The following is a 21,384-nucleotide window of genomic DNA, read 5'->3' as shown; positions in this document are numbered from 1 at the left end:
AAAACCACTTGATACATGTATCAAGTGGTTTTTAGTATAATTTACTTATGTATTATAATTTACCAAGACGTTTCATGGCATTATAAATTTTTTCAGCTAGACCTGTCATTTGACATTTAGGAATACCACATGCTGCTATACGAATACCATTTGCTAATGCAATCACATAGATGTGCTCTTTTTTCAACTCTTCACAGATAGCATTTGCAGAGTCTGTAGGGATTGTAATAAAGAACCCACCACGGTAAGGTAACATGGGAAGTCCTACTTGTGCTGCTTCTTGTTTAAAGATATCAGCACGATCGCGAATTAATTGATAATAGCAATTGCGTTCAGCTTCATATTCCTTAAACTTAGCTGAATCAGCCACAATATTAGCCATTGCACGCATTGCAGGACGACAAATATTGGACCATGTGGCACGACTTGTAGATTTGTTAACTTCGAAAAACTCATCAGCTATTTCTTCATCGTCAGAGATCCCAATCATCGCACCAACGCGCTGACCATACATAGTAAATCCTTTAGATAAGCTATAACACACACAGGTGAGAATTTCTTTTGGTAAATGACTAAATTTATTGAAGAACGCACGTACCTCATCTTTTTCACCAGAGTAATCAAGATATGCTACATCAATACCAATAATCACATTATTTCGACCAATAGCAACTAAATCCTTCAGGAAATTAAGGATAGAATCCCAATCTTTATCCTCAATAGAGTAGCCGGTTGGGTTATTACCAGGTGTATTAAAGATAACAACCACATTTGTTTGTTTAGCCGCCAATTCGTTTACACGATTTTGGAATGCTTCATGATTAAAGTTATTATGTTCATCAAATAAAGAATACGTAACTAGTGTACGTCCAGTATCGCTACAAATAACACGATATGCACCCCAGTACCAATCCGCTGTTAATACTTCATCACCAGGCTCTGTGTAGTTATGAATCAAATGATGAATGCCACCAGTGCCACCTGCGGTAGCAATGCTACGAATATGACCTTCTGGACGGAAATTACCAAAACATTCTTTTTCAGCAGCACACAAAAAATCTGGAATACCCGCAATTGGTGCATAACCAACATGTTCAGAATCCGAAAGACTCAAATATTCTTCTTTAACGGTCTTAAGAAAAACTAAGTTTCCCTCTTCATCATGAATAGCACCCAACGTACCATTCACAACATTCTCACGGCCATTTTCTTTAGCATCAGCTTGAGCTTGACCAGCAGTTACGAAGATCACGTCTTTTAATTTTTTTCCTTTTGCATGCTTTGCAGCAACACTTGTCATAACTAGCACCATCCTATCTGAAATGAATATTACATATTTATCATACCTAAACTAATTTAAATATACAACGTATATTCAGTAAATATATTGTATACATAGAAGATTTAACTAACTATTAGTAACTCAACACTTATTAAATATATATAGAATATATTAAGTACCTTATTTAGAAAAAATAATTAACAAATATACAATAAAACAGTAAATATATAAAAAAAGACCACTCAAAAGAGTGGTCATCATCATCCTTAGAAGGAGTAGCCTACACCAGCGTGTAAACCTTTTGCAGTTTTATCATTGCTATCTACACTATATTTATCATAGCCATAGTATACATTCAAATCTACATCAGGGCGTACTTCATATTGAGCACCTACTTGATAAGTTTGCTTAATATCATTACCCCAACCAGCCTTAGCAAAGCCATTTACTTTATTAGTCAAAGGTACATGACCGATAACACCAGCTTGGAAACCAAGTTCAGTATCATTTGTACGAATCGCAGTACCTGCACCATATAGATTTACATTTGGATGTACTTTATAAACCAATGCTAATTGATGATCTTTAATATCGCCATTTTTTGCATTTAATTTATCGTAAGAGTATTGTAATGCGGCTTTATTGGAAAGGTCGTGTTGTAAAGAAACACCGAAACCATCATTGCTATTGCCGCCACCGTTAGATACGTGTTGTTTAAAAGCATAATCAGCTTGTACCTTAGTGGATCCATCACTAATTTTCGTTACAGGAGCTGCAGCAAATGCACTACCGGCTACGACTGTAGCAGCTAAAGTTAATAATACTAATTTCTTCATTTTTACCTCCTATACACATACCAACGGTATGTCTTAATAAGTTACTAATCGATAGATATAGTAATTATACAATCTATAAATTAGCGTTTCATGAATACAGGGATATCAGGGATACCACTGTTAGTATTTGTAGTGGATGCCGGACGGGATGTAGTTGTTGTTTTACCGAATTCAGGTACATTCTTAGTATTTGAATTGAAACCAGTTGCCACAACAGTAATTTGAACTGTATCGCCTAAGCTTTCATCGATAACGGAACCGAAGATAATATTTGCATCAGGATCCGCCGCTTCAGAAATAATTTCGGCAGCTTCATTAATTTCAAACAAGCTTAAGTTAGCACTACCGGAAATATTGAGTAAGATGCCTTTTGCACCATCGATAGATGTTTCCAACAATGGGCTATTAATAGCCATTTTAGCTGCGTCAGCAGCACGGTTTTCACCTTCACCAACGCCAATCCCCATCAATGCTTCGCCTTGTTCAGTCATGATAGTTTTAACATCTGCAAAGTCAAGATTGATCAAGCCAGGAACTTGAATCAAGTCTGAAATGCCCTTGATACCTTGGCGAAGTACATCATCAGCTGTACGGAATGCATCGCTTAAGGAACATTTTTTATCTACAACTTGCAACAATTTATCATTAGGAATAACGATAATAGTATCTACTTTTTGAGTCAAGAATTCAATGCCTTTTTCTGCTTGTGCACGACGGCGTTTACCTTCAAAAGCGAACGGTTTAGTAACGACGCCTACTGTCAATGCACCGATTTCTTTAGCACATTCTGCAACGATAGGAGCAGCACCTGTACCAGTACCACCACCCATACCAGCAGTTACGAATACCATATCAGCACCTTCAAGAGCTTTTATAATTTCTTCGCGGCTTTCTTGAGCAGCCTCTTCACCGATTTGTGGATTTGCGCCTGCACCAAGACCTTTTGTAACCTTCTCGCCGATTTGAATCGTTACATCCGCTTTAGATAATTCAAGCACTTGGCTTTCAGTATTAGCGGATAAAAATTGAACACCTTTAAGATCGCTATCTACCATGCGATTAACAGCGTTATTACCGCCGCCACCAACACCGATAACTTTAATATTTGCAAAATCAGACATTGAACTTCCTCCTCTTATCGTTATCTATCGTATCAATATACGTCCCAATGTATCGATTTATATACTGACAATCTTATAACAATTACATTTATTTTACACTAAAATTTAAAAACTTTCCACTATATAGAATGTGATTTATTAGAATCGCTTAGTCATAATAATCTTGCGTATAGCTCCTACATTAATAAATACATGCAATCCAAAGCCAATAAGAGCTACGTAATATAAGTTAATTCCTATGAGGTCACCTACATATACAAGAATAACAGCTAACACAACATTTGAAAAGAACCCAAGCACAAAATTACTAAGATCAAAGGTTCGTTCCAATGCAGCCCGGCTACCACCAAATACAGCATCTAGTGCAGCCAGAACAGCGACTGATGTGTAATTTGCATAACTTATAGGTATATGAAATGGTGAAAGCCACCCTAATGTAGTACCTACAATTAAACCAACAATGGCAAAGATATAAATATTCATTCTTTACCTCCTGTTTCATTAGGCTTTATATGCTCTTCTCTAAAGGTTCCTGTAAAAGCTGGAATAGCTATTTCATTTTCTTCCTTTATGGTTACCTTTATGCCCCAGTGTTTCAAGGAATCCACCACACCACCTCGCATGGTGAGCGCAGAATTTAGTGTTTTTGGATCACCAATCGCTTTAACTGTAAAAGGAGCCCCAAAAACCTTACCATTCACAGTAATAGTCGGACCAGAGCATCGTATTTCAGAAGTCCCTATGAGACGTTGGTCATTGATAGCTATCGCCTCAGCCCCACCAGCTCGCAATTCATTAACAATACGTAAAATATCTTCATCATGAATTACATATAAATTAGGATTTTCACCACTTTGAATTGGCTTTAAGCTATCCTCAATTAATACACTAACACCCGTACCTTTAACATTAGTTAAAGCTGCTTTCATCATCAACTGTTCATCTGCTTTAACATTGCCAGTGGCACCAGACTGTTTAAGCTCTTCTATTTGTTTTAACAATGCATCACGTTCACTTTGAGCCTCTCGCAATTGTACAGCTAAATCACCAGCTCGTTGTAAACGGATATTTTCTTCTATATTATCTTGAGTCATCTTATATTGGGTGACAACCATGAAACCCAATATACAACTGACTAAGGCTATTGCCCACCGTTCGTGTCTCACGACAATCATCTACCTTTTATCTTCAACATGACCTTGTTTATCTTGTTTTGTATCATCCTTCTTAGTAGATGAATTTTCTGTAGTCTTTGTTCCTGTCTGATGCTTTTTAACTTCCGGTATTACATCAGTTTTTATGTATGGCGATGAAACATTAACATCTATATATTGTACATTGCTATGTGTTGTCTTAATATCTTGTAACATAGACTGAGTTAACTCGGCTTTTTTAGGTAAGTCTTTACTATCTCCTAATCGAATTTGCACCCCCGATACGGTATACGCCATTATTGCATCAGGGTCTCCTATATTGACTTCTGCAATATTCTTGAAGGTGCTTTCATCAAGAGAGTTCAAGTATTCAAGAGCCGCTAAAATAGGTTTATCCACAACGGTATCACCTAATAAAATATTTCCCGCCTTAACTCCTGATATCATTGGTACCGACGTATCTTGTATAGCAGGCTCTGATGCAATCACTTGACCTTTACTATCAAGTGTTAGATAGCCAAACTGAGCTGGTACAACTGCAACAGCTTTGCGTTCTATGACACGTACGACCATTGTAAATGGCAATTGATAACTAATTTGAGCCTCTTCAACCCGTAAGTCTTTCGCCAATCTATTTTTTAATTTCTCTGTACTAATTTGTAATATATTTACAGGTTCATGAATATCCCCTGCTACCATTACATCTTGTACAGTTACCTTATCTGATCCTACAATTTTTAAGGATCCAAAAGGAATAGGTAGTGTAAACAATCCCACCAACACGAGAGTAACTGCACCACCGATTTTTAACACTCGTTTTCTAAATACAGCCCGTTCATCTTGAACAGGTGTAGAAGACTGCATCTCCCCAGAGTTGGATGGATGGTATTGCTTATCATCCATAGATAACTCCTTATATTCTATTCAGCCTTTAAAATTTCCCTATACTAGCTGTTAATAGAATCTTTTCACATAATGTTGGGAAGTCAATTCCCATTTCCTTAGCTGCCTTTGGTACTAAAGACGTTGCTGTCATACCTGGCACAGTATTGTATTCTAGAACATACATATTATCTGCATGGTCTGTCATAATATCAACACGAATAACTCCACTGCCTTGTACTTCACGATACACAAGTTCCCCTATGCGCTGCATCTCAGCAGTCATTTCTTCACTAATAGGCGCAGGTACTAAATATTCTGTAGCACCTACAGTATATTTACTGGTATAGTCATACTCCCCAGAATGTGGACGAATTTCAATTACTGACAATGCTTTACCGTCAAGAACGGATACTGTAAATTCGCGACCATCAAGAAATTGCTCTACTACAAGAATCGGATCATATTTTAGCGCCTCTGTGACAGCAGCTTCCAATTGCGCCTCATCACGAACGATGGTAACGCCAATACTAGAGCCTTGAGTAGCAGACTTTACAACTACAGGAATTGTAAATTGTTTACGAATATGTCCTATAATAGCTTCTGCAGATTCTAAATTACCATTAAAGGATTCAGAAGTAGCTGTTGGAATATTAGCCCCTTTGAAAACATCTTTGCTTACTTTTTTATTCATTCCTACCGCATGAGCCATGATGCCCGATCCAGTATATGGAATTTCTGCCATTTCAAGTAAGCCTTGTAATGCACCATCTTCACCATAACGACCGTGAATTGCATTAAATACAATCTCTCCACCTAAGGATTCAATATCTTTTAAAACAGTACGAGGATTAAGTTCTAATGTTTGGGCATTATACCCTTTACTTTCGAGTGCTTCCGCAATAGCAGCGCCAGTACGGCGAGATACTTCAGCCTCTTTGGAAGGGCCACCCATCAATACGATTATTTTTCTATCTTTCATTGTAAGCCTTCCTCCAATATAGCTAATAATTTTGGTCCATATTGATTAATAGAACCAGCCCCCATTGTTATAACCAGATCGTTAGGTCGCACAATTTTTGCCAATACAGCCGGTATATCATCAACAGATGGTACATAATGTACAACCTTATGTGTAGCAGCTTCAACAGCGTCAGGAATAGTACGTCCATCGATACCTGCAATCGGATCTTCACCAGAACTGTAAATATCTGTCATATATATTTCATCAGCACTTGTAAAAGCAGTGGCAAATTCATCTTTCAACAAGCTTGTACGTGTATACCGATGCGGTTGAAACACACAAATAACGCGATGTTTTTCAAGTTCTTTTGCTGCTCTTAAGGTCGCTTTAATTTCTGTTGGATGATGCGCATAATCATCGACAACCCAGACGCCAGCAACATGACCTTTTGTTTCAAAACGTCGTTTTGCACCGATAAATTTACCTAACGCTTTTGTAATAAAGCGATTTTCTACACCGCAACATTCATGAGCCACAATAAAGGCTGCCAATGAGTTTAATACATTATGTTCTCCAGGCACGCGCAAGCTGATATGGCTTATATTAATACCTTTATGATATACATCATATACCAAGGAAGAGTCCACATAATGAATATTTTTTGCTACATAATCATTATTATCCTCTAAACCATACGTAATAAAAGTACGTTTTACGCGGCTCATAACATAACGAATATTTTCATTATCACCACATACGATAGCCTTGCCCGCTTCTGGTAACGTTTCGACGAACTCACAGAAAGCGTTTAACAAGTTATCCATAGTCTTATAATGATCCATATGATCATCTTCAATATTAGTTATAACGATAGTATGTGGATGCAATTTTAAAAATGAACCATCGCTCTCATCCGCTTCCACAACTGAAAAATGGCCTTTCCCAAGGCAACTGCTACCTTTGAGATAATCTACTTCGCCACCGATAATTACCGTAGGGTCCGCATTAGCCTCCACTAAAATTTGTCCAATCATTGAAGTTGTAGATGTTTTACCATGCGCACCAGCTACTGCGATACCATCTGTTACATCTAATACAGCCTTTACAATATCAGAACGATGTAAAATGGTAATCCCTTGCTCTTTAGCGGCAACAATTTCAGGATTGTCTTCACGAATCGCTGTAGAACGAACTATAGCATCAACACCATTTACATATTCTTTATTATGACCGATATGCACCGTGGCACCCATATCTCTAAACTTAGAAATCACTGCAGATTCAGCAATATCTGAACCAGATACATCATAACCTTTTTGAATCAAAATATTCGCTATCGCACGCATACCAGATCCACCAATACCGATAAGGTGAATTTTGTGAATACCGTCTAACATAAAACCTCTCCTTGTTACTTTGCAATAGATAAAGCTAATTTTGCAATATCATGAGCCGCATTCGGTTTCCCCAATTGCAATGCTCGGTCTCCCATTTGTGCCAACAAATCACGGTTGGCCATAAACATCTCGATTTCCCCTATCAAATCGTGAGCACTCAACATTTTATCTACAATCATATGAGCCGCCCCTTCTTGTACAAAGATACGTGCATTATAGGTTTGATGATCTTCCGCTGCGTATGGATACGGTATCAATACGGATGGAATACCGCGAACTGCTAATTCTGCAAGACCTATAGCACCAGATCTAAATACTGCTAAATCGGCTGCTGCTAGTGCTTTTGGCATATCATGTAAATACGGCAAAATCAAAGATGAACTACCTAAACCATCCCCATCGGTAATGCCCAATTGGGATAAAACAGATTCATATTCTCCGTTTCCCGTAATATGGATTAATTTAATACCTTTCACACCTTGAAAGTGTTTATGTACATCTATCATAGCATTGTTAATAGTTCTCGCCCCTCGAGAACCTCCAGCTATGAGTACTGTAAAGGTATCATCACTTAAGTTGAAATAGTTACGTCCCGATGTTCTCGAATCAACTAGCACATCTGGACGAACAGGATTCCCTGTATAGACTACGCGCTTTGCTTTAGAAAACGATGCTTCTGCATCCTTATAGCCTAGGGCTACCACATCAACAAAACGACTCAGAATTTTATTAGTAATGCCTGCTATGACATTCTGTTCTTGAATTATAGTAGGAATATTATGTAATGCTGCAGCCAAGAGAACAGGACCACATACATAACCCCCAGTACCAATAACCACATCAGGTTTAAACTTACAAACTATAGCATTAGCTTTTACAATGCCTAAAGCAGTTTTACCTAATGTGACTAATGTACCTAACGATAATTGACGCTGCAAGCCTTGCACAGGAATCGTAGTAAACTCTATCCCCTCTTTAGGAACTAATGTAGCCTCGAGACCTTGCTTGGTACCAACATATAACACCTTTGCATCAGGATTCTGTTTCATAATTTCCTTATATATAGTTATTGCTGGATATATATGTCCACCAGTGCCACCACCTGAAATAATAACACGTTTCATTAATGGTGTCCTCCCTCTTGCAACATATGAACACAACGTTTAAAGTCATCTCCACGCTCTTCAAAACAGCTGTACCAATCAAAGCTTGAGCAAGCCGGAGATAATAGCACAATATCGCCAGTCTCTGCCAATTTATAGCCTTGTTCTACGGCTTCTTTCATAGATAAAGCACGATAAATCGGCTTCACACCAGCCTCTTTTGCAGCCATCTCAAAACGATCTGCCGCTTCCCCCATAAATATAACAGCTTTAGTATGCTCTTTAACTAGCTGCATAAAATCTTCTAAAGGCGTCATTTTATCATGACCACCAGCTAATAGAATAACTTGTTGATCAAAGGATTCTAATGCTTTAACCACAGAATCTACATTAGTCGCTTTAGAATCATTATAAAATGTAATACCATCAATCGTCTTAACGCGTTCTAAACGATGTTCAACGCCATGGAACTCATTAATAATACGATGAATTGTTTCTACAGGTACGCCCAATGCATGAGATAAAGCAATAACGGTCAATATGTTTTCAATATTATGACTGCCTGGAATATGAATATCTTCATCTGCAATAACAAATTTTGCTACCCCATCTTTAGCAATATAACATTGCCCATCAGCATAATAAGCGCCATTCTCTACGGCTTTTTTTTGACTAATTTTTAGAATATGACTAGGCGCACGATGTTCCATATCAGCTACAACGGGATCATCTATATTCAACACTAAATAATCTGTACTTAATTGATTTTCAAAAATGCGTTCCTTCGCAGCAATATAGTTTTCCATCGTCTTATGACGAGCTAAGTGATCTGGAGTAATATTGAGAATAATAGCCCCAATAGGCCTAAAATGCTTGATTGTCTCTAATTGATAACTAGATAATTCGGCTACCAAAAAACCGTCTGCAGGCATAGAATACGCCACTTCACTAAGGGAATCACCAATATTTCCACCGACGTGAACTGGTTTTCCAGAGCCTTCTAGTACTTTAGTTAATAAGGTTGTTGTCGTAGTCTTACCATTTGTACCTGTAACAGCTACGATAGGTGATTTAGATACTTCATAAGCTAATTCTACTTCGCTGACCACGTCAATACCACGGGCCTGTGCTGCTTTTACAATTGGAATGTCTAAAGAAATACCTGGAGAAATAACGATACGATCCACGCCATCTAGCAAGGATTCATCTTGACGTCCTGTAATAATATTTACCCCTGCAGCAACAAGTCGTTTCTCCTCAGCCGTAGGCAGTGTCATAGGCTTATAATCATTTAACACAACATGCGCACCTACTTGGGCTAATACCCAAGATGCACCTATACCGCTAGCTCCAGCGCCAAGAACAAGTATATGTTTATCTCCATATTCCATCTATATCACCTAAATTATTTATAAAATTAATGTATCCTATCTAATAAGCATACCATTATTTACAACTTCCGTTAAGTATTATCTTATAAAGTTATAGTCGCTAAAAGTACACCAATAACGGCTAAAACAGCTCCACCAAACCAGAAACGATTAACAACTGTTTGTTCTGCCCATCCGGAAAGTTCAAAATGGTGATGAATAGGACTCATCTTAAATACACGCACACCCCGTGTTTTGAAAGAAATAACTTGAATAATAACAGATAGTGCTTCCATAACAAAAATGCCACCAATCACCACAAGTAGCAATTCTGTTTTAGTCAAAATAGCCATTGCTGCAAAGGCACCACCTAATGCCAAAGAGCCTGTATCCCCCATGAATACTTTTGCAGGGTTCACATTATATACCAAAAAGCCAAGACATACAGCTGCTATTATAGCGCCAAAGTACGCAACACTTTCAGCACCGATAGAATTTGTCATCGATGCAGCCATCAGACCAATAACAGAGAATGCTATCGCCGCCACTGCTGATGTACCACCAGCAAGACCATCAAGACCATCTGTTAAATTTACTGCATTTGTAGCTCCTACAATAATCAAAAATGCCAATACATAATAACCCCATCCCAATTGTAATTGTATATCTACAACAGGAATCCATAATGTGGTAGGAACAACCATAATCTCAGTAATGTAATAACAGAATACAGCAGCCAATATAAATTGTCCAAGTAATTTTTGCTTCGCTGTTAAACCAAGATTGCGTTTTTTTACAGCTTTTACAAAATCATCAAAAAAACCTAATAAACAATGACCCAGTGTTAAGAATAATAACATTCCTGTGCCCACATTCCATGGTGCAAACAATGCCACGCCAATAATAAGGGCCACCATCATGAAAGCACCACCCATTGTTGGCGTACCGGCTTTTGCTTGATGACTTTCAGGGCCTTCTTCACGAATACTTTGTTGTGCGTGCAAAGAACGCAACATAGGAATAGCAATTTTACCTAGCACTACCGTAATGATGAAAGTCGCTACGAAGGCTAATAGAATGTGATTTATCATATGAATCCTCTACTTATTAATAAATAGGACGGCTAGATATAACTAGCCGTTACCTATTATTCTCGATCCTTTAATTCTTCAACAACGCGCTCCATTCGTAAACCACGAGAACCTTTCACAAGGATAACATCCCCTTTTTCACGAATATCACTATATGCGTTGGCCATTTCTAAATGGCTGTTACAACGGAATGTAGTTAAACCTGCTTTTTTTGCTTCCTTTGCAATGAAGGCAGCAGCATCACCAAAGGTGAATACAACACTATAACCCTCTTCAGCAAGCAAATGGCCGATTTCACGATGTGCTTCTTCAGAGAAGTCACCAAGTTCAAGCATATCGCCTAGCATCGCAATTTTACGCTTACCTTCTAATTGACCAAGTGCTTTAATAGCTTCTGCCATGGATGAAGGGTTTGCATTATAAGCATCATTTAAGATAACAATATCTTCAAATGGGACGATTTCTTGACGCATTGGAGTTCCACTAAACTCACTCAAACCTTTGCGAATTGTGTTAGATTTAATGCCTAGCACTCGACCTGCAACAATAGCCGCCAATGCATCATATACATTGTGTTCACCAATCATAGGCAAGAAGATATCAAAAACTTCATCATAACACTTACAAGTGAACTTAATACCGTCTTTTTTATAGCGCAGATGGCTACCAATACAAGTAGCATTCCGTTCAATACCATAGGTAATTGTTTTACCCTTAGCTAAACGATCCATAGCTTTTACATATGGATCATCTTCATTGAGGATAGCCACGCTGTTTTCAGGCAAGCAACGAATCAACTCACCTTTCGCTTCGGCAATGGCTTCTCGAGAACCTAAAAGCTCGATATGACTAGTACCAACATTGGTAATAATCCCCATCGTTGGTTCTGCAATCAACGCGAGCTCCTCGATTTGGCCTAGGCCACGCATCCCCATCTCGACAACACAAGCTTCATGCTCAGCAGTTAAGCGCAATAGTGTTTTTGGTAAGCCAATTTCATTATTAAAATTTTTCTCAGTTTTTAATACATTAAATTCTGTGCCAAGTACGGCTGCCACCATTTCTTTTGTCGTTGTTTTACCAGAGGAACCAGTAATAGCAACTACAGGAATATCAAAGCGGCGGCGATGATATCGTGCTAAGTTTTGATATGCTACCAAAGTATTATCTACCTCGATACAAGCAATACCTTCTACAGAACGTCCTTTTTCAACGATAGCCCCTGTAGCACCTTTTTCGATAGCCGCATTGATAAAATCATGACCATCAAAGGTATCACCTTTTAAGGCTACAAATAAAAAGCCTGATTCAATAGTTCTTGTATCAGTAGACACATCTAAAAACTTAATATTGTCGGTATGTGCACTCGTCCCCTGTGTAGCTTCCAGTACTTGAGACAATGTAAATTCAGCCATATTAGATCTCCTTGAGGGCTGCTCGCGCCTCTTCACGATCATCAAAATGAATCGTTTTATCCTTTAAGATTTGGTAATCCTCATGCCCCTTACCTGCAATGAGTACAATATCCCCAGGTTTTGCATGTTGTATAGCATGTTGAATCGCTTCTCGACGATCAACGATAACTTCATAGTGGGTTCCTTCTCGAAGGCCGTCTTTAACGCCTACTTCCACATCTTTAACAATTTGTACAGGATCCTCTGTACGCGGATTATCAGATGTAACATACACAACATCACCGTATTGTGCCGCAATGCGTCCCATAATAGGGCGTTTCGTTGCATCTCGGTCACCGCCACAGCCAAAGACTACAATAATACGATTTTCTTGAATAGCCTTTGCTGTTTGTAAAATATTTTCTAACCCATCTGGTGTATGTGCATAGTCTACAACAACAGCAAATGGTTGACCTTCTTCAATCAATTCAAAACGACCAGGTACAGCACTAAATGTTTTCAACGCTTTATCGATGTCTTCCATGGAAATACCTTCTAATAGGCAGGCACCAATAGCTGCTAATGTATTATACACATTAAACAAGCCAGTCGTATTCATTGCAACTGTATAGTCATGACCATCATAAGATACCGTGTAACGGCTAGACTTTGGCGTCATATCAACGTCATGAGCATTCAATGTGCCGCTACCATCAATACTATAGGTAATGATAGGGGCTGTAGTTTTTTCAACAACCCGATGTCCATAGGCATCATCAATATTGATGACAGCACCCTTACCAGATTTTACTTGGTTTGGCTTGCTAACCTGTTCAAATAGTTTACATTTAGCTGCCAAGTAATTTTCAAATGTTTTGTGAAAGTCTAAATGATCTTGTGTAAGATTTGTAAACACTGCCGTATCATACTCAACACCAGTTACGCGTCCTAAAGCCAACGCATGAGAAGATACTTCCATTACACAATGTGTAACACCCTCTTCTACCATTTGATGCAAAATATGCTGTAAATCTACTACGTCAGGGGTCGTGTTATGAATCGGATATGATGTATCGCCAATCATGATATGAACCGTACCAATCACACCGACCTTATGACCTTGAGCTTTCAAAATATGACGAATCATATGAGTTGTAGTCGTTTTACCATTAGTACCAGTAACACCAATCATGCGCATGGAATTGGCTGGATAATCAAAAAAGTATGGCACACAGGACATCATAGCCGCACGTGTATCTTCAACAGTGATAACACAAACATCACTATTTACCTCAACAGGTTTAGATACTAATACGGCTACTGCCCCAGCCTCAACAGCTTTATTAACATAGTCATGTCCATCGACAGTAGCACCATCTAAAGCAATAAATAAACTACCTGCTTTTACAGCACGAGAATCAGCGGTTACATCTAAAATTTCAACAGCTGTATTACCTTCTACATGCGGTGCATGTAAGGTTTTTACTATATCTTGTAAGTGTTTCATATACAATCTCCTTTACACGCAAAGGAAAGCAGCCCAATACGAGCTGCTTCGCCTGCTAGTCTATAATTTGCTGTTTCTCTTGTACATTACGTTCAGTAACAGCGCTTTTTGTGCTATAAACAAAAGAATCAGGCAAAACCATTCCTAGTTGTTCTTCTGCGATTTGTTGGATACGTACAGGAGACTTCAAGGAAGCCACTTCAACGTCCAATGCATCGTTATCTTTTGTTAATTGTACTACAGCTTGCTGTGTTTTAACTACCTCATAGCCCAACTTTGTACTATATGCATTCATAACCATCATGATAAGCAAACATGCAACTAATGCAGCAATACCATATACAACTTGCCACATCATAGGGCTTAAATCTAAAGCTACGTTTGCACTACGTCTTCTCCCTTGTGCAATAACCAACATATCACCTTTTACTTGGCCCACAACAGCCTTTCTAGCTAACATAACACTTAACCCCTTCCAAATCTACAACTTTACTGCTACGCGCAATTTAGCGCTTCTAGCTCTCGGATTAACTTCAATCTCCCCTATACTTGGCTCTATAGCCTTATTCTTTGCCTTTACAACTGCCTTGTGATTACAAACACACACAGGCAATTGTGGAGGACATATACATGCAGTACTTAACTCTTTAAAAGTTTGCTTTGTAATTCGATCTTCCAAGGAGTGGAATGTAATAACTCCAATCTTTCCCTTTGGTTTTAACATTGATACAGCATCTACAAAACTATCATGCAAAATTGCTAATTCTCTATTTACTTCAATACGTATGGCCTGAAACGTCCGTTTTGCCGGATGAGGTCCATCTTGTCGCGCCTTTGCAGGTATTGCATTCTTAATAATTCTAACTAACTCACCAGTAGTAGTAATTCTTTTTTCTTGACGTGCTTCAACAATAAACTCGACAATTCGTTTAGCCCATCGTTCCTCCCCATAATCATGGATAATTTGCAGTAATTGTTCGCTGTCATATTCATTGACAATTTCCTCTGCCGTGAGAGGTGCATCTTTATCCATTCGCATATCAAGAGGTCCATCATTCATATATGAAAAACCTCGTTCAGGAGTATCTAGTTGATAGCTGGATACTCCAAGATCAAATATAAAACCATCGACTTCATAAATGCCTGCATTTTGGAGGGCTTCTTTTAAGTTAGAAAAGTTTGTAGGTATCGTTAACACCTGACATTTCAAATCAGATAAACGCTGTCGAGCTACACTCAAAGCATCTTCATCCTGATCTAAACCTATAATCATGCCTTCTGGATCTAGCATCTCGCCCACTGCATGAGCATGTCCTGCCCCACCAAGGGTACAGTCCACATAAATACCTTTTGGATTAGTTACGACGGAGTCCACCGTTTCACGTAAGAGTACGCTAGTATGATTAAATTCCATCATAGCCTCCTATAACATAATCCCTTCAAGCCCTTCAACTAATTCTTCCATGCTTTCAGCCACTTGCTCATCATAGAAATCGTATTTTTCACGGCTCCAAATTTCAACGTGGTCTCCAGCACCTACAATAACAGCCTGTTTATCGAGGCTTGCATATTCACGTAGTGGTACAGGAATGAGGACACGACCTTGTTTATCATATTCAAGCTCAGCAGCACTACCAAAAACAAAACGTTTTAAGGCACGCACGCTAGCTTTAGTGGAAGATTGTGATTGTAAAGCAGTGGAAATTTTCTTCCATGCCTCTTCGGTGTAAATAGCCAAGCAGTTATCTAGGCCTTTTGTAACGATGCACAAATCGCCTAGTTGTTCACGTATTTTCGCAGGTATAATCATCCGCCCTTTTGTATCAATGGTGTGATTATATTCACCCATGAACATACGTATCACCGCCTTTCTCTATTTCTTATCCACCACTATATGGTAAATTCTACCACAATTCCCCACCTTCTACAACAAAAAATCCATTTTTATCCCACTTTTTTATATTTTTCTTGTTTAATCTCTATTTTTCTCCACTTTTCTACAATACATATGTTCGATTAAATATTTAAAACTAATCAATTTAAACCACTCTCTACCACAATGATGAAATACCACGCCTTAAATGGACATAAACCCCACTTTTAGATGTATTATGTTTAGCAACTCAATGTATTATGTTTAGTAATTCATAAACGTTAAATATATTTAGGTCTATATTAAAAAAGCACAAAAAAACCTCATCAATGTACAACAATACATTGATGAGGTTTTGCCTCTATTTATATAGTTTTGATCTATAATATTAGAATTTAGATTCGATAGCCGCTTGAAGATCGCCTTTAGGCAAGAAACCAATTTTACGGTCTACTACTTCACCATCTTTTAAGATAACGAATGTAGGCAATACTTCAACTTGTAAGTTACGTGCTAATTCTGGTTCTTCATCAGCGTTTACTTTTACAAAGTTAGCTTTACCTTCAAGCTCACCTGCAATTTCTTCAATGATTGGCATCATACGTACGCAATAACCGCACCATGGAGCCCAGAAGTCAACAACAGTAACACCACCTTGGTTTACTAAATCTTGATATTCAGCAGTTTTTAAATCTTTTAATTCGCTCATTGTACCCTCCTACGGTAATTGAACTAATACACAATCTTGAATGACATGCAGATCTAAAGCATGTGCTTTTTCAACAACAGATGGTTTATCCGCCCCCGGTTGCAACCACACAACAGAAATGCCAAGTTCTTTGCATTCATCAAGTGCAGCTAACCCTACTGCTTCTGGTACAACAAAATCTACCACAGCAGGCACAACGGGAAGTGCAGAAAGACTAGAGTAACAAGTGTCTCCATCTATTTCTGCAATATTAGGATTGACTGGATATACTTCATATCCGTGATCTTTAAGACATTTATAAATCTTATAACCGAACTTTTCGGTTTTATGGGTAGCTCCAATAACGGCCCATACTTTTTGATTTAAAGCTTGTTGAATTGTCATTTCGACCACCTCTTATATACTATTATAAATAAATATCGAATATTGTCAATATATTATATCGAATTATATGGTTAAAGAATTATTCTCTTTTAGCAAACATCCTATAACATAAAGCAATACTATTTTTTTGCTCTATTCTTTGATTTCTATCTCAATCGCTTTTTGACTAAGACTAGGTAAATTTAAATCAATCTCAATTAATTCAGATAAACTGATTTCTCTACGACTTAATGTATGAGCTTCAACTAAGCCCCCTACAATAGCCAGCTCACCTAAAATCCTATTAGGAGACCATTGATTTTCACGTAATTCACGAATAGTAATACTCTTTTGTCGCTTAGATAATCTGTGCCCTTCAGAATCAATTAATAATGGAGCATGCCCATAAGAAGGTAGTTGTATATTTTTAGATTTGAAACTGGTTTGTAATGTTTTATATAAATATATTTGCTGCCCCGTAGTCTCTAGTAAATCATCTCCACGAATGACCTCTGTTATCCCCATAGCAATATCATCCAGTACAACAGCTAAATTATAGGCATACATACCGTCACCACGACGCAATACATAATCATCTAATTCACCTTCCAAATGAATATGTTGAAAGCCTTTCCAACGATCTACAAAATCTATATCACAGGAATTAACGGCTAAACGCAAAGATGGCTCCTTAGACATCATAAACTCTTTTATCAATTTATCCTCTAGATGACGGCAATGACCATCATATCGATGTACTACCTCTCCTACATGGGGCGCCGAAGCAATAGAATGCAATCTTGTGCGATTACAAAAGCAAGGATAAATTAGTTTTTCTGATGCAAAATGTTCTAATACGTCTCCATAATATGTTTGTCGTTCACTTTGCCAATATGTTGATTCTGGTCCACCAACACGAGGCCCTTCATCCCATTCAAAGCCTAGCCACTCTAAATCATCTAATAGAGATTCCCCTAACTCACGTTTAGAGCGTTGGATGTCTATATCCTCCATTCGCACAACATACTGCCCTTTTTGTTGCTTCGTAGAAACATAAGATAAGAGGGCTATCCATACATTTCCGAGATGGATATATCCTGTGGGGCTTGGAGCAAATCGACCTTTCATGATGCCCTCCTACAGTACAAAACAAGTGGCATATCCCGTAAACTTACACAGAATATGCCACTATACATGATATAAAACGATTATCCTAGAGAAATAATGTTATCGAATACCTTACCAGCGTCTTTAATTTTTTGTTCGTTCCCCATTGTACAAATATGATTGTCCTTCAACACTGGTTCAACCACATCTGCTAAAGCAACGATATCCTCTGGCTTACAAGCGATAACTTGTTTACGAAACTCTACCTTATCCTCTAGTTTAGCACCGCTAAAATACATCCCCATCGCACGTGGACCACGCAACGCAGGAGTCATAGGCAAGTCCAAGGAGCTCATAGTACCGATAATATATTTACGCATCTCACGATCAGTCAACGTAAACTCACGAAGGTATTGAGGTAATTCTTTATATACATTTAATGTTTCTACCAAGTTTGGATCGCGATAGCTACAGAAAATCATATTACCATCGTCATAGAAGTTTGCAAAGGCACCGTAAGCACCACCTTGTACACGAATGCGAATCCATAGATATTCATAGCGTAAAATCGTTTCCAATACACTCATTGGGCCTACGTGTTTATACCCATGGTCTACAAAGTTACCACCTTGAGCTACGTATTGAACCTTACCAGCTGTAACGATACCATCATTACCAGACAAACGTGTAATCTTTAATGTATCATTACTTAAGTCAGTAGTATCCCAGGTTTCAATCAATGGTTTCATGAGATTTTCAAAGGCTTCTAATTCGCCTTCTTCACCAACGAACATGATATCCACATTATTAGCGCGGAAAATCTTACGAGCCACATCAGCTAATTTTTCTGGCAATAATGGTAATGCCGCAGGATTAGAAGCCAATTCACTAATCTTTTGATAGTAACCAAAGTTACCATTATCTCTAAATTTACCAACTGCAGATACTTGTGCCATAACACGTTGACTTACAATGGAGTTGCCACGACGGAATGCTTCATTATCCCAAATAGCTTTGCTTTCTTGAACAAGTTCGGTCAAGCGTCTATCGTCGCTATAATCTGCTTTTTGTACTACTTCGTTAATCAAACGGCATAAGTCAGGTAATTTGGAATGCAAGGCTTTAGCTCGAACAATCATGAGAGGCGTAAATTCATCACGCTTACCATCTTTGCTAATAGCCGTAATATCTGAGCTTAAACCACCAAGATTCATATTGATATCTTTCGCCAATGCTTCATAGCCACGTTCAGATGTGTCAATACGACCAATAATATCACTTAAAATATCGGCGTAGAACAATTCATCTTCTGTAAGACAGCTTAAATTAAAGTAAAGCCCTACATAGTTGATGCCTTTTGTGAAAGTAGGCACAAAATGTACTGTAGTGTTGCCAATTTTACTTTCACGACGTTCTACCTCTTCAATATTAGGATTTAAATCTGATAATTCAAGCAATGGTATCGATGCTAACGCTTCGTCGCTATCTGGAGCCTCTTGACGAAGTTTAAGTCGTTTTGTTTGCTCTACAATTGCTTCGATTTCTTCTGGAGACATCTTAGCTTTTACAGAAGCTAAATGTTCTTTAACCTCTGCATCCTTGCGCTCTTGAAGACCCCGTTCAGGATAAATAGAAACAAGCACTTTATGATTGTTATTTAAGATAGATTGACGAATTAAATCTTCAAAGTACGTACCGGATAAGCCCTTACGAATATTCACTAATGCTTCTTCGTAGTGTAATAACTCGAGTGGATCATTGTCATATAGCCAGTTATCCATCATACGGATAACATACGCTAAACCAATTGGCCGACCTCCAAAGTCACTTTCACGAAGAGCAAACTCAATGCTATTCAAGGAAGCTTCTAATAATTCTTTATCTAAACCATTATCACAAAGTTCTTGCAATGTAGACTCCACAATGCGTTGCAACTCAGCTTGTTTATCGAGATTGGAACCAGTTGCTTGCACGGTCCACAAAGGTTGACGAATACTATCAAGATAATAGCCACTCACATCAGAGCCAATACCTGCTTTCACCAAAGCCTGTTTAAGAGGAGCCGCAGGAGATGTCAACAATGCATGTGTTAATACCTCAAAAGCCAAGCTATGCTCAGGCGTTACATCAGGTAAAACATAGGCAAAGGAATGTAAAGTTCGGTTGTCTGTTGGCTCTTCAGAACCTACGCTATATGGATAGCTTACCACCTTACCTTTTGTAAATGGAGTTTGTATACCAACCTCTGTATTAACCTCAATAGCATCAAAATGACTTAAGTACTCATCATTCAAGAATGCCAATTGCTCTTCAATATTCATATCACCATAAAGGAAGATATAACTATTGGACGGATGATAATGAACTCGATAGAACTCTTGGAACTCTTCATAAGTTAAGTCTGTAATATGGTCAGGATCTCCACCAGAATCAACACCATAAGTGGTATCTGGGAAAAGTTCACGCATCATTTGGCGTTCTAGAACGGAATCCGGAGAGGAATAAACCCCCTTCATCTCATTAAATACAACACCTTTATAGGTAAGTTCATCGTCCGCACTATCTAATTCATAATGCCAACCTTCTTGCATTACGATTTCCGCATCTTCACGAACGCGTGGATACAATACAGCATCAAGATATACGTCCATCAAGTTGTGGAAGTCTTTATCATTCTTACTGGCTACAGGATACATTGTTTTATCAGGGTAAGTCATAGCGTTTAAGAACGTGTTTAAAGATCCTTTAACAAGCTCAACAAATGGCTCTTTTAAAGGAAACTTACGAGAACCACATAAAACGGAATGTTCCATAATATGTGCCACACCAGTACTATTATGTGGTGTTGTTCTAAAAGCGATATTGAATACTTTATTAGAATCTGGTGAATCAATATAAATTAAACGAGCACCAGACTTTTCATGTTTCATTTCATAAGCGGTACCATTGATCTCATCAATGCGCTCAATGCGGTCAAGGCGAAAGCCAGAATAAACCTTATTTATTTCCATGCTGTCCCTTCTTTCTATACTAATATAATGATTTCTCTCTGAATAATTTATTATATCATATCGATGACTCTATATATAGATGTTAAGAATAATTATCGAATCATAACCACCCGTAGAACGGGTGGTTTGCCCTGACCCTATAAGGGTCTTTCTCTAGTGGTGGCCCTCTAAAGAGGGCATTGAATGATCTGACAACCACTCTATTACCACTGGCTGCCCC

Annotated in this window: 20 protein-coding genes; all 20 read right to left on the bottom strand. The window is 38.2% G+C overall.

Annotated elements, in window-relative coordinates:
* Nucleotides 1-52 precede the first annotated feature (52 nt).
* A complete protein-coding gene (locus FNLLGLLA_RS04145) occupies nucleotides 53-1,300 on the bottom strand; it encodes an aminotransferase class I/II-fold pyridoxal phosphate-dependent enzyme (RefSeq protein WP_156697592.1) in 1,248 nt (415 codons plus the stop codon).
* Between the two features lie 248 nt (nucleotides 1,301-1,548).
* Nucleotides 1,549-2,118 carry an outer membrane beta-barrel protein gene (locus tag FNLLGLLA_RS04140; RefSeq protein WP_004696198.1) on the bottom strand — a complete coding sequence of 190 codons (570 nt, stop codon included), beginning with the start codon at nucleotides 2,116-2,118 and terminating at the stop codon, nucleotides 1,549-1,551.
* Between the two features lie 80 nt (nucleotides 2,119-2,198).
* Nucleotides 2,199-3,239: a cell division protein FtsZ gene (gene ftsZ / locus FNLLGLLA_RS04135; RefSeq protein ID WP_004697140.1), complete on the bottom strand. Its 1,041-nt coding sequence runs from the start codon at nucleotides 3,237-3,239 to the stop codon at nucleotides 2,199-2,201.
* Nucleotides 3,240-3,377: 138 nt separating this feature from the next.
* Nucleotides 3,378-3,722, bottom strand: a complete 345-nt coding sequence (locus FNLLGLLA_RS04130; protein ID WP_004696202.1) for a small basic family protein — start codon at nucleotides 3,720-3,722, stop codon at nucleotides 3,378-3,380.
* Nucleotides 3,719-4,414 (bottom strand): DUF881 domain-containing protein, encoded by a 696-nt coding sequence (locus tag FNLLGLLA_RS04125; RefSeq protein WP_060919741.1) that lies wholly within the window; start codon nucleotides 4,412-4,414, stop codon nucleotides 3,719-3,721. Before FNLLGLLA_RS04125 ends, FNLLGLLA_RS04130 begins: the two co-directional genes overlap by 4 nt.
* Complete coding sequence (locus FNLLGLLA_RS04120; RefSeq protein ID WP_156697593.1) at nucleotides 4,415-5,296, bottom strand: cell division protein FtsQ/DivIB; 882 nt, start codon at nucleotides 5,294-5,296, stop codon at nucleotides 4,415-4,417.
* Nucleotides 5,297-5,324: 28 nt separating this feature from the next.
* Nucleotides 5,325-6,257, bottom strand: coding sequence for a D-alanine--D-alanine ligase family protein (locus FNLLGLLA_RS04115; protein ID WP_004696208.1), 933 nt, complete (start codon nucleotides 6,255-6,257; stop codon nucleotides 5,325-5,327).
* The gene (gene murC, locus FNLLGLLA_RS04110) at nucleotides 6,254-7,636 is read right to left on the bottom strand and encodes a UDP-N-acetylmuramate--L-alanine ligase (protein WP_156697594.1); all 1,383 of its coding nucleotides are present in this window, start codon (nucleotides 7,634-7,636) and stop codon (nucleotides 6,254-6,256) included. The genes FNLLGLLA_RS04115 and murC overlap by 4 nt, the downstream gene beginning before the upstream one ends.
* 14 nt (nucleotides 7,637-7,650) lie before the next feature.
* The gene (gene murG / locus FNLLGLLA_RS04105) at nucleotides 7,651-8,760 is read right to left on the bottom strand and encodes an undecaprenyldiphospho-muramoylpentapeptide beta-N-acetylglucosaminyltransferase (protein ID WP_008714140.1); all 1,110 of its coding nucleotides are present in this window, start codon (nucleotides 8,758-8,760) and stop codon (nucleotides 7,651-7,653) included.
* Complete coding sequence (gene murD / locus FNLLGLLA_RS04100; RefSeq protein WP_156697595.1) at nucleotides 8,760-10,130, bottom strand: UDP-N-acetylmuramoyl-L-alanine--D-glutamate ligase; 1,371 nt, start codon at nucleotides 10,128-10,130, stop codon at nucleotides 8,760-8,762. Before murD ends, murG begins: the two co-directional genes overlap by 1 nt.
* Before the next feature lie 83 nt (nucleotides 10,131-10,213).
* A complete protein-coding gene (mraY, locus tag FNLLGLLA_RS04095) occupies nucleotides 10,214-11,200 on the bottom strand; it encodes a phospho-N-acetylmuramoyl-pentapeptide-transferase (protein ID WP_156697596.1) in 987 nt (328 codons plus the stop codon).
* 56 nt (nucleotides 11,201-11,256) lie between these two features.
* Nucleotides 11,257-12,615 (bottom strand): UDP-N-acetylmuramoyl-tripeptide--D-alanyl-D-alanine ligase, encoded by a 1,359-nt coding sequence (locus tag FNLLGLLA_RS04090; RefSeq protein WP_156697597.1) that lies wholly within the window; start codon nucleotides 12,613-12,615, stop codon nucleotides 11,257-11,259.
* Between the two features lies 1 nt (nucleotide 12,616).
* Nucleotides 12,617-14,101, bottom strand: coding sequence for a UDP-N-acetylmuramoyl-L-alanyl-D-glutamate--2,6-diaminopimelate ligase (locus FNLLGLLA_RS04085; protein ID WP_156697598.1), 1,485 nt, complete (start codon nucleotides 14,099-14,101; stop codon nucleotides 12,617-12,619).
* Nucleotides 14,102-14,156: 55 nt separating this feature from the next.
* Nucleotides 14,157-14,561 carry a cell division protein FtsL gene (gene ftsL, locus FNLLGLLA_RS04080; RefSeq protein ID WP_004697156.1) on the bottom strand — a complete coding sequence of 135 codons (405 nt, stop codon included), beginning with the start codon at nucleotides 14,559-14,561 and terminating at the stop codon, nucleotides 14,157-14,159.
* A gap of 21 nt (nucleotides 14,562-14,582) precedes the next feature.
* Entirely contained in the window at nucleotides 14,583-15,515 is a 933-nt protein-coding gene (gene rsmH / locus FNLLGLLA_RS04075) for a 16S rRNA (cytosine(1402)-N(4))-methyltransferase RsmH (protein ID WP_156697599.1), read from the bottom strand.
* Between the two features lie 9 nt (nucleotides 15,516-15,524).
* The gene (gene mraZ, locus FNLLGLLA_RS04070) at nucleotides 15,525-15,956 is read right to left on the bottom strand and encodes a division/cell wall cluster transcriptional repressor MraZ (RefSeq protein ID WP_004696227.1); all 432 of its coding nucleotides are present in this window, start codon (nucleotides 15,954-15,956) and stop codon (nucleotides 15,525-15,527) included.
* A 406-nt stretch (nucleotides 15,957-16,362) separates the two neighbouring features.
* A complete protein-coding gene (gene trxA / locus FNLLGLLA_RS04065) occupies nucleotides 16,363-16,683 on the bottom strand; it encodes a thioredoxin (protein WP_004696229.1) in 321 nt (106 codons plus the stop codon).
* A gap of 9 nt (nucleotides 16,684-16,692) precedes the next feature.
* Entirely contained in the window at nucleotides 16,693-17,067 is a 375-nt protein-coding gene (locus tag FNLLGLLA_RS04060; protein WP_156697600.1) for a CoA-binding protein, read from the bottom strand.
* Nucleotides 17,068-17,199: 132 nt separating this feature from the next.
* Nucleotides 17,200-18,174 (bottom strand): tRNA glutamyl-Q(34) synthetase GluQRS, encoded by a 975-nt coding sequence (gluQRS, locus tag FNLLGLLA_RS04055; protein ID WP_156697601.1) that lies wholly within the window; start codon nucleotides 18,172-18,174, stop codon nucleotides 17,200-17,202.
* Between the two features lie 80 nt (nucleotides 18,175-18,254).
* Nucleotides 18,255-21,164 (bottom strand): insulinase family protein, encoded by a 2,910-nt coding sequence (locus FNLLGLLA_RS04050; RefSeq protein ID WP_156697602.1) that lies wholly within the window; start codon nucleotides 21,162-21,164, stop codon nucleotides 18,255-18,257.
* Nucleotides 21,165-21,384: the final 220 nt, after the last annotated feature.

This window comes from Veillonella parvula (assembly GCF_902810435.1).
Taxonomy (GTDB): Bacteria; Bacillota; Negativicutes; order Veillonellales; family Veillonellaceae; genus Veillonella.
Note: the sequence above shows the minus strand (reverse complement) of the source record. Positions and strands in the feature narration are given on the sequence as shown.